This is a genomic window from Microbispora sp. GKU 823, from assembly GCF_002027145.1.
GTDB classification, from domain to species: Bacteria; Actinomycetota; Actinomycetes; order Streptosporangiales; family Streptosporangiaceae; genus Microbispora; species Microbispora siamensis.
In genome coordinates this window covers 1-8599 of the sequence record NZ_MWJN01000179.1, presented here as the reverse complement: position 1 = coordinate 8599, position 8599 = coordinate 1, and the positions used below count along the sequence as shown (strand labels likewise).

The 8599-nt window shown below is 70.9% G+C and carries 10 protein-coding genes and 2 pseudogenes; 6 read left to right on the top strand and 6 right to left on the bottom strand.

Annotated elements, in window-relative coordinates; all coding sequences use genetic code 11:
* Positions 1-248: pseudogene (locus tag B1L11_RS43155) on the top strand (ATP-binding protein); the annotation flags it as partial.
* Positions 249-277: 29 nt separating this feature from the next.
* Here B1L11_RS43155 and B1L11_RS53465 read toward each other — a convergent pair.
* Together B1L11_RS53465 and B1L11_RS53460 are read right to left on the bottom strand one after the other, a co-directional pair.
* Positions 278-631, bottom strand: a complete 354-nt coding sequence (locus B1L11_RS53465; RefSeq protein WP_256863404.1) for a methyltransferase — start codon at positions 629-631, stop codon at positions 278-280.
* A gap of 82 nt (positions 632-713) precedes the next feature.
* Positions 714-962 (bottom strand): annotated as a pseudogene (locus B1L11_RS53460) (methyltransferase); the annotation flags it as partial.
* On the opposite strand from B1L11_RS53460, the gene B1L11_RS53455 reads away from it, so the two are divergent.
* On the top strand, positions 961-1239 hold the full coding sequence (locus B1L11_RS53455) for a hypothetical protein (RefSeq protein WP_256863403.1): 279 nt from the start codon (positions 961-963) through the stop codon (positions 1237-1239). The pseudogene B1L11_RS53460 and the gene B1L11_RS53455 sit on opposite strands and share 2 nt — an antisense overlap.
* Before the next feature lie 49 nt (positions 1240-1288).
* Here the strand turns inward: B1L11_RS53455 and B1L11_RS43145 are convergent, their stop codons facing one another.
* Genes B1L11_RS43145 through B1L11_RS43130 form a run of 4 tightly spaced genes read right to left on the bottom strand, consistent with a single transcriptional unit; the run spans position 1289 to position 4658 of the window.
* Positions 1289-2086 carry an ABC transporter ATP-binding protein gene (locus B1L11_RS43145; RefSeq protein WP_079320933.1) on the bottom strand — a complete coding sequence of 266 codons (798 nt, stop codon included), beginning with the start codon at positions 2084-2086 and terminating at the stop codon, positions 1289-1291.
* Positions 2087-2098: 12 nt separating this feature from the next.
* Positions 2099-2908 carry an ABC transporter permease gene (locus tag B1L11_RS43140; protein ID WP_079320932.1) on the bottom strand — a complete coding sequence of 270 codons (810 nt, stop codon included), beginning with the start codon at positions 2906-2908 and terminating at the stop codon, positions 2099-2101.
* Positions 2909-2910: 2 nt separating this feature from the next.
* Entirely contained in the window at positions 2911-3684 is a 774-nt protein-coding gene (locus tag B1L11_RS43135; protein WP_079320931.1) for an ABC transporter permease, read from the bottom strand.
* A complete protein-coding gene (locus B1L11_RS43130; RefSeq protein WP_239109417.1) occupies positions 3681-4658 on the bottom strand; it encodes an ABC transporter substrate-binding protein in 978 nt (325 codons plus the stop codon). The genes B1L11_RS43135 and B1L11_RS43130 overlap by 4 nt, the downstream gene beginning before the upstream one ends.
* A 596-nt stretch (positions 4659-5254) precedes the next feature.
* Between B1L11_RS43130 and B1L11_RS43125 the strand changes: the two genes are divergently transcribed.
* From B1L11_RS43125 to B1L11_RS43110, 4 genes are all read left to right on the top strand, one after another.
* Positions 5255-6523: a nitrate- and nitrite sensing domain-containing protein gene (locus B1L11_RS43125; protein ID WP_079320930.1), complete on the top strand. Its 1269-nt coding sequence runs from the start codon at positions 5255-5257 to the stop codon at positions 6521-6523.
* A complete protein-coding gene (locus tag B1L11_RS43120; RefSeq protein ID WP_079320929.1) occupies positions 6502-7839 on the top strand; it encodes a sensor histidine kinase KdpD in 1338 nt (445 codons plus the stop codon). Before B1L11_RS43125 ends, B1L11_RS43120 begins: the two co-directional genes overlap by 22 nt.
* Entirely contained in the window at positions 7836-8264 is a 429-nt protein-coding gene (locus B1L11_RS43115; protein WP_079320928.1) for a roadblock/LC7 domain-containing protein, read from the top strand. Before B1L11_RS43120 ends, B1L11_RS43115 begins: the two co-directional genes overlap by 4 nt.
* Positions 8265-8267: 3 nt before the next feature.
* Positions 8268-8599, top strand: a 332-nt coding sequence (locus B1L11_RS43110) for a DUF742 domain-containing protein (protein ID WP_079320927.1), incomplete at its 3' end; no start/stop codon positions are given.

The following is an 8599-nucleotide window of genomic DNA, read 5'->3' as shown; positions in this document are numbered from 1 at the left end:
CCGACAGTTTCCCCGCGGTGGACTACTTCGAGGAGGCGCGCCTGCCCTTCGTCGTCGGCGTCAACGGCTTCGACGGGCAGTACCCGCACGCCGAGGAGGAGGTGCGCGAGGCGATGACGTTGGCGCCGCACATCCCGATCGTCCGCACCGACGCCCGTGACCGCGAGTCGGTCAAGAGCACCCTGATCACCCTCGTCGAACACGCGCTGACCATGCGGGTCGCCGTACCCGGCTGGGGGCGCGCCTGAGGCGGGCCCCCAGCTCGGGAGTCACCGCTCTAGACGCGGACCGCCTCGATGAGGGTGGCGTGGAACGGCAGGTCGTAGGCGCCGACCAGGCGCAGCCCGGCCGCCCGCAGCAGAGCGTCGTGCTCCGACCTGCTGCGCTCCCTTCCCTGCCCGAACAGGCCGAGCATCCGCATGTCGAGGTCCTTGCCGAAGTGCGGTGAGTCGTCGTCCGGCAGGACTATCTCCACCAGCAGCACCCGGCCGTCGTCGCTCATGGCCTCGCGGACCACCCGCAGGATCCGGGTCGCGTCCTCGTCGTCCCAGTTGTGGATCACACTGCCCAGCAGGTAGGCGTCGTGACCCGCGGGGACGGACGCGAAGAAGTCGCCCTCGACGAGCTCCACCCGCTCCGACAGCCCCCACCTCGTCGAAGGCGGCCCGCGCGTCCGGCAGCACGTGCGCCAGCTCCACCAGCACCCCGCGCAGGTGCGGGTTGGCCCGCAGCGCCGTCGCCAGGATGTGGCCCCGGCCGCCGCCCACGTCCACCAGCGTCTTGACCGACGAGAAGTCGTAGCTCGCGGCCACCCCGTCGGCCATCGGCTGCGACCGCTGGGTCATGAAGTCGTTGAAGATGCGGTTCAGCTCGGGGTCGGTCCCCAGGTGGTCGTAGAGCACGCCGTACTTCTCGACGAACGCCGACCGTCCCTGGCGCACCGTCGTGGCCAGGTTGTGCATGCCGTACGAGAGCGTGGGCGTGGTGTTCGTCTGGACGGCCGTGCGCAGCGACCCGGGGACCCCGTCCACCAGCAGCCGGCCCGCGTCGGTCAGCGCGTACGTGCCGGGGGAGACGGAGGTGAACAGCCCGCTGGCGGCGCACGTCCGCAGCAGGCGGGCCAGGGACGGCGCGTGCGCGCCGCAGCGGGTGGCGAGCTCCTCGACGGTGAGCGGCCCGTCCTTCAGGTGGCCGGCACAGTCGAGGTCGACGACCGCGCCGAGCGCCGCGGCCCGGTAGGCCCCGCGCAGGAGCTCCCACACGACGCTGCTGGGTTCTGTCACGTCCACTACTCCTTGTCGATTTGTGAAGGGGTCATGCTGAACTCGGGTCTGCCGCGCACCAGGCGGCTCACCTCGCTCCGCAGGTGCACGAAGGCGGGCAGCTCCCGGGTCCCGATCTGGTCGCGGGGACCGGGCAGGTCGACCCGCAGGTCGGCGGCGACCACGGCGGGCGCCCTGGTCAGCACCACCACCCGGTCGCCGACGTAGACGCTCTCGTCGATGTCGTGGGTGATCAGGACGATCGTCATGCGGTGGTGCCCGCGTACGGCGAGGACGAGATCCTCCAGGTCCTCGCGGGTCTGGGCGTCGACGGAGCCGAACGGCTCGTCCATCAGCAGCAGCGAGGGACGGTAGGCGAGGGCCCGGGCGATGGCCACCCGCTGCTGCATGCCGCCGGACAGCTGCCAGGGATACTTGGCCGCGGCGCTTTCCAGCCCCACCGCAGCCAGCGCCTCGGCCGCCGCCGTACGGCGGGCCGCGCGGTCGAGGCCGCGCCGCCGCAGCGGCAGCGCCACGTTGTCGCGGACCGACATCCAGGGGAACAGCGACCTGCTGTAGTCCTGGAAGACCACGGCGAGGTCGTCCGGCGTCGCGGTGACCGGCCGGCCCTTGACGCGCACCTCGCCGCCGGTCGGCCGTACGAGCCCGGCGATCGACCGCAGCAGGGTCGACTTCCCGCAGCCCGACGGGCCGACGACGCAGACGAGCTGGCCCTCAGGGACACTGAGGTCGATCCCGCCGAGCGCCCGGTGGGCCTCCGGGCCGCTGCCGTAGGTGTGGGTCAGGTTGACGACGTCGAGCACGGTGATGTCACCTCACTTCGTCCGCCCGGCACGCCGGTGCCAGGACAGCGTGCGCCGTTCCACGACGAGGAACGACGAGTTGAGGAGGAAGCCGAGGACGCCGAGCAGCGCGATCGTCCCCCACATCCCCGGGAGGTCGAAGTTCTGCTGCGTGTAGAGCAGCTCGTAGCCGATCCCGCTGGTCGCGCTGCCCGCGAGCTCGGCGACGACCATCAGGATGAGCGCGAGCGACAGGCTCAGCCGCAGCCCCGCGAAGATCTTCGGCGCCGCCGCGGGCAGGATCACCCGGGTGAGCCGCGCGGCCCGCGACAGGCCGAAGACCCGCGCCGTCTCGATGTGGAGGCGGTCCACGTAGCGGGCGCCGTCCACCGAGTTGACCAAGACCGGCCAGACCACGCCGTACACGATGGTGGCGACCTGCATCCGCGCGTCCGCCTTGAACAGCACGACGAACAGCGGGATGAGCGTCGGCGGCGGGATCGCCCGCCCGAACTCGATCAGCGGGTCGACGTAGCCGGCCAGCGTCCTCGACCGGCCGATCGCCACGCCGAGGGCGATCCCGCCCAGGCAGGCGAGCGCCCAGCCGCCGAACATCCGGCCGAGGCTGGGCAGGAAGTCGGCGAGTGCGGCGTCGCTGAGGAATAGGCGGGCCGGGGGCCCGGAGAACCACAGCTCGCGCAGCCGGGCCAGGATCGCCGACGGCGGCGGGAAGTAGACCGACTCCGCCGCGCGGGCGGCGGCCTCCCACACGGCGACGACGACGGGCACCGTCCACAGCCGCAGGGCGAGCCCGCGCAACCGGCCGCCGTTCGCGACGGTCATCGTCACTGGGTCACCCCCGCGCGTGCGGCGTGCCAGCGGAACAGGCCGCGTTCGGCCCGGACGAGCAGCGCGTTGACGACCAGGCCGATCAGCCCGGCCCACACCGTGGCCGCCAGCATGAGGTCGATGCGGTAGCCGGACCCGGCCCTGACGATGTAGACGCCGATGCCGCCCTCGCCGCCGGCGAGCAGTTCCGCGCTGATCGCCACCACCAGCGCGACCGAGGCCGCCAGCCGTACGCCGGTCAGGACGAACGGCGCGGCGCTCGGCAGCGTCACCCGCAGCAGCACGGCCAGGCGGCCGAAGCCGAAGACGCGCATCGTGTCCTTGGCGACGGGGTCCACGTCGTGCAGGCCGTACATGGTGTTGACGAGCACCGGCCAGCACGCGGCGTAGACGATGACCGTGACCTTCATCGCGCCGTCGGCGGCCGCGATGAGCGCGACCAGCGGGATCAGCGCGACCGAGGGGATCGGCCGGAGGAACTCGATGACCGGCCGCAGCGCCGTCTCCGCCCTCGGCAGGCTGCCCAGCAGCACTCCGGCCGGTACGGCCAGGAGGGTGGCGAGCAGGAGCCCCTCTGCCCACACCTCCACGGTGGCCGAGACGTCGTGCAGGAATTCGGAGTCGGCGGCGAGCCCCGCGGCCCCCGCGAGCACCGTGGACGCGAGAGGCATGATCTGGGTGTCCAGGAGGCCGGTGCGGCCGGCGACCTCTGCGGCGACGAGCAGGACCGCGACGCCGGCGGCGCCGCGGGCCACTCTGCTGAGGATCATTGCGGCATCGGCACCAGCAGCGGGTTCACGTCCATCTTGGCCTTCAGGTAGCCGTACTCCAGCATCAGGTCGGCTACCCGCTGGATGCGCGTCGCGTTCAGCGTGGACGGGTACGCGCCGAGCGTGATGATCGAGGCCGCGTCAGGAGTGATCTTCGTGTACGTCGGCAGCACCTTCTCCACGGCCTTGCGGTCGGAGTCGGCGATCTGCTGCGCCTTCACGATCGCGCGCTGGAAGGCGGCCATCGTCTTCGGGTACTTCGACAGGGTGGGCTCGGTCGTGGTCCAGCCCGCGATCGGGAAGTCCGCCATCGCGCCGGTCATCGTGTCGGCGATCTTCCGGGCGCCCATGTCCTTCTGCACGCCGGTCAGGAACGGCTCGGTGAGCCAGGCGGCGTCCGTCTGGCCCGACGCCAGCTTGCCCGGCGCGTCGGGGAACGCGGCCGGTACGTACGTCACGTCCTTGGTGGACAGCCCGTTGGCCCGCAGGGTCGAGTCGACGGCGAGCGTGCCGATGCTGTTGAACGACGCGACCGAGATCTTCTTGCCCTTGAGGTCCTTCACCGACTGGATCGGTGAGTCCTTCTTCACCACGATGTCGAAGACATCCGGTTTGGCCTGGAAAGTGTCGGCAAGGACGCGGAAGTTCGCCATCTTCGCTTCCTGCGCCGAAAGCACCGAGAAGTAGTTTCCGAGCGTGATGTCCACCGAGCCGCTCACCAGCTTCGGGATGGCGACCTGAGTGCTCGCCACAATTTCGGGCTTTACGGTCAGCCCTTCGGCCTTGAAGAAACCCCGTTCCGTCGCGATGTACAGCGCCGCGACGTCCGCGATGGGGAGAATGCCGACTTTAAGGGTGGTTTTTTCCAGTCCGTTATTGCCGGTCGCTGTCGTATCCGTATCCGCACCGCCACAGGCGGTGAGTGTCAACGCTGCTATGACGCCGATGACGGTCGTGCGACCCGTCAGCCTCATGGAGTCTCCTCAGGTGGGGGAAGTGAAGGCGCCCGGGCGGGAGATGGCGGCACCGGGCGACGGGCGAGAAGCGTAGCTGGACTTAAACCGAGATAACAGGATTAAGAGTCCTATGTCACCAAACTGGTCAGTAAATCCACTATGCCCCGTAACCTGGGGTGTGGCGGTTTGGACCGATACATGTCCGGAACCTCATTCGGAAATGTCGTTCGCCGCCCGGTGGATGCTCGGGAAAGGCTTTACCCGTGCATCGTCGCACGAAAGTCTCGCCGCTTGGAACGTGCCAAATGATTCGACAGGTTGGTCTATCTCGTCGCCTTATGCTCCAATTGCCGATGTCTTGTGGGAGGTATCCCGAGTGATAGGTCCGAATCCCATCTAGAAGAACCGCGTGAGGTTGCACCAGTGAGGACGGCAACAGTCGAGAGCGGTCGTCGTAGTGAACGGAAGCCGCCCCCGCTGCCGGCCGGCTCCGGGCGCCCGCGGCGGACCAGGGGGAACAACCGGAGCAGCCCGAGCCGCCCGGGCACGACACCGGCAGCCCGCTGGCGCTGAAGAACTGGCGGCTGCGCACCCGGCTGCTGGCGCTGATCCTGGTGCCGACCGCCGTCGCCGTCACGCTGGGCGGCCTGCGGGTGGCCTCCTCGATCAGCAGCGCGGCCGAGTACCAGCGGGTGCAGGACGTGGCCGAACTGATCGTCGGCATCGGCGACTTCGTCCACGAGCTGCAGCTCGAGCGCGACCTGACGGCCCGATACGTGGCGATGGACCGCCGCGGCGGCACGATGCTCTCGCTGATCCGGGAGCAGCAGGCGGCGGTCGACGCGGCCGCGCAGCGCGTGCGGTCGAAGGCGGAGACCGCGGGCGACGCGTTCGGCGACATCGGCCGCGCCGACCTCGTCCGCCTGCGCGGCCGTCTCGACGAGCTGCCCGCGCTGCGCGGCACGATCCTGCAGAGCAGGCTTCCCGCGCTGCCGGCGATCGACAAGTACTCGCTGTTCGCCGCCGACGCGCTGCGGCTGTACGACGAGACCGTGCAGGGCGCGGTGGACGAGGGCGTCATCGCCGGCCTCAAGTCGATGGCCTCGCTCGCGCGGGCCGAGGAGGAGATCTCCAAGCAGCGGGCGCTGCTGACCGCCGCGCTGGTGCGGGACCGGTTCGAGACCGCGGAGATCGACGCGTTCACCGCCGCCCGGGCCCGCGAGGTCAGCGAGCGCAACGCGTTCCTCGCGCAGGCCACGCCCGCGCAGCGTCAGCTCTTCTCCGACACCGTCACCGGCCAGAAGGTCGACCGGGCCGAATACCTGCGCGCGCTCGCCCTGAGCCTCACCCGCGACGGCCTGTCACTGCGCCGGATTGAGCCGGGCGGCCAGGCGGTGGACACCTGGTTCGACGCGATCACCGAGACCGGCGACCAGATGCACAAGGTGAACCTGGCGCTCGCCCGCTCGGTGATCTCGCGCAGCGTGGAGTTCCAGGGGGCCGACCAGAGGGTCGCCGCGGTCAACGTGATCCTGGTCGCCGCCGTCCTGCTGGTGGTCCTGCTCATCACCTCGGTCATGGCCCGCTCGGTCGTACGGCCGCTGCGGCGGCTGCGCAGCGAGGCGCTGGAGATCGCCGGCCACCGGCTGCCCGACCTCGTCCAGCGCCTGCGCGAGTCCGACTCCGCCGGCTCCCGGCAGGTGCAGCCGATCGGGGTCGTGTCGGCGGACGAGATCGGCGAGGTCGCGCGGGCCTTCGACGAGGTCCACCGCGAGGCCGTACGGCTGGCGGGCGACGAGGCCCGGCTGCGCGGCAACATCAACGCGATGTTCGTGAACCTGTCGCGCGCACGCAGACGCTGGTGGAGCGGCAGATCACCCTGATCGACGGGCTGGAGCAGGGCGAGCAGGACGAGCAGCGGCTCGCGAACCTGTTCAAGCTCGACCACCTGGCGACCCGCATGCGCCGCAACAGTGAGAACCTCCTGGTCCTCGCCGGGCAGGAGCCCGCGCGCCGCTGGAGTCAGCCCGTCGAGATCACCGACGTCCTGCGGGCCTCGCTGTCGGAGGTCGAGGGCTACGAGCGGGTGGTGCTGAACTTCCCCTCGGACGTCTCGATCGCCGGTCAGGCCGTCAACGACGTCATCCACCTCATGGCGGAGCTGGTGGAGAACGCGCTGTCGTTCTCGGCCCGCGACACCCGGGTGGTCGTTTCGGGCAACCGGATCGATGGCGGAGGCGTGATGATCTCCGTCACCGACTCCGGCATCGGGATGACCGCGGAGGAGATCTCCCAGGCCAACTGGAGGCTGGCGAACCCGCCGGTCGTGGACGTGTCGGTGTCCCGCCGCATGGGCCTGTTCGTGGTCGGCCGCCTCGCCATGCGCAACGGCATCCGGGTGCAGCTCAGGCCGCACGACGGGGGAGGGCTGACCGCGATGGTCCTGCTGCCGGAGACCCTGATGGGCCGTCCGGCCGGCTACGCGCAGCAGTCCTACTCGGGCGCCTTCGCCCCCGGATGGAACTCCCAGCCCGGCCAGTCGTCCTGGGGCGGGCCCTCCCCGTCGATCTCCTCGTCGGCTCCTCCGTCCATCTCCCCGCCGATTCCGGCGCAGGACCCGCTCACGCGGCTGCGCGGACGCCGGTTCGACTCGGTGCCGGACGAGGCGGCCACCGGCCCGCTGCCCAAGGTGGCCGGGCCCGTTCCCCTGGGCCCGGGGGTTTCGCCGGTGTCGACCGGGCCGATCTCGATCTCCGGTCCGATACACGGCGCTCCGGTCCCGCAGGGCGGGACACAGGCCGGCCCGCCCGCCGAGGAGTATCTGCCGATCTTCGCCTCCGTCGAGTCCGCCTGGTTCCGGCGCACTCCCGCCACCGACACCGGATCCGGCTGGCAGCAGACCTCGTCGATGGACGCCGGGTGGCAGGCCGCGGCGGCGGCCACCGAGAAGCCCGCCTCGGACGGCACGACCGCCTCGGGTCTGCCCAAGCGGGTGCCGAAGGCCAACCTGGTGCCCGGCTCGGCCGAGCCGGCCGCGGCGCCGGCGGCGTCCGCCCCTTCGCAGCCGATCCTGTCGCCCGACCGGGCCCGCAGCCGGCTGGCGAGCCTGCAGCAGGGCGTACGGCAGGGCCGGGCGGTGGCCAGGGGCGAACTGAGTGAGGACGAGGGCTACCCGACCGCGAAAGGGGACGGCGCATGAGTGAGTTGAGCCAGGGCGCACGCGGCCTGAACTGGCTGATCGATGATTTCGTGAGTTCGGTGCCCGGCGTGGCGCACGCCGTCGTGGTCTCCTCGGACGGGTTGCCTCTGGCGTTCTCGCACGGGTTTCCCAAGGACCGGGCGGATCAGCTGGCGGCGGTGGCGGCCGGGTTGATCAGTCTGACCCAGGGCGCCTCGCGGGTGTTCGAGGGCGGCCCGGTGACGCAGACGGTGGTGGAGATGCACCGGGGGTTGTTGCTGATCATGTCGATCAGTGACGGGTCCTGTCTTGCGGTGCTGGCGGCGGCCGACTCCGATCTGGGCTTGGTGGCCTATCAGATGACGCTGCTGGTGGAGCGGGCGGGTCAGGTGCTGACCCCCGCGGTCCGCGCCGAGCTCCAAGCCGTGTCGTATCCGCGGAGGTGACGGATGGATCCGTGGGGACAGCAGCCGGGTGCGGACCCGTGGGGTCAGGAACCCGGCGCGGACCCGTGGGGACGGCAGCCCGGCGCCCCGGTGCCCCAGGAACCCGCGTCTCCGGTCCGCCCGTTCACCGTCACCGGCGGGCGTACGACGCCCCGCATGCAACTCGCGCTGGAGGCGCTGGTCTCCTCCGCCACGACCACGCACTACGACCTGTCCACGAGGCCCCCGGAACATCGGGCCATCGCCTCCCTGTGCCGCCAGGTGCGGTCGGTGGCCGAGGTGTCGGCGTTGCTGCGGATTCCGCTGGGTGTGGTTCGCGTGGTGATCGCGGACAT

What these genes read in the sequence shown, in the direction of transcription:
- B1L11_RS53455 (WP_256863403.1), top strand. Translation starts at nt 961, where the DNA reads ATGCCGTACGAGAGCGTGGGCGTGGTGTTCGTCTGGACGGCCGTGCGC.
- B1L11_RS43140 (WP_079320932.1), bottom strand. Translation starts at nt 2,908, where the DNA reads ATGACCGTCGCGAACGGCGGCCGGTTGCGCGGGCTCGCCCTGCGGCTG.
- B1L11_RS43135 (WP_079320931.1), bottom strand. Translation starts at nt 3,684, where the DNA reads ATGATCCTCAGCAGAGTGGCCCGCGGCGCCGCCGGCGTCGCGGTCCTG.
- B1L11_RS43130 (WP_239109417.1), bottom strand. Translation starts at nt 4,658, where the DNA reads ATGAGGCTGACGGGTCGCACGACCGTCATCGGCGTCATAGCAGCGTTG.
- B1L11_RS43115 (WP_079320928.1), top strand. Translation starts at nt 7,836, where the DNA reads ATGAGTGAGTTGAGCCAGGGCGCACGCGGCCTGAACTGGCTGATCGAT.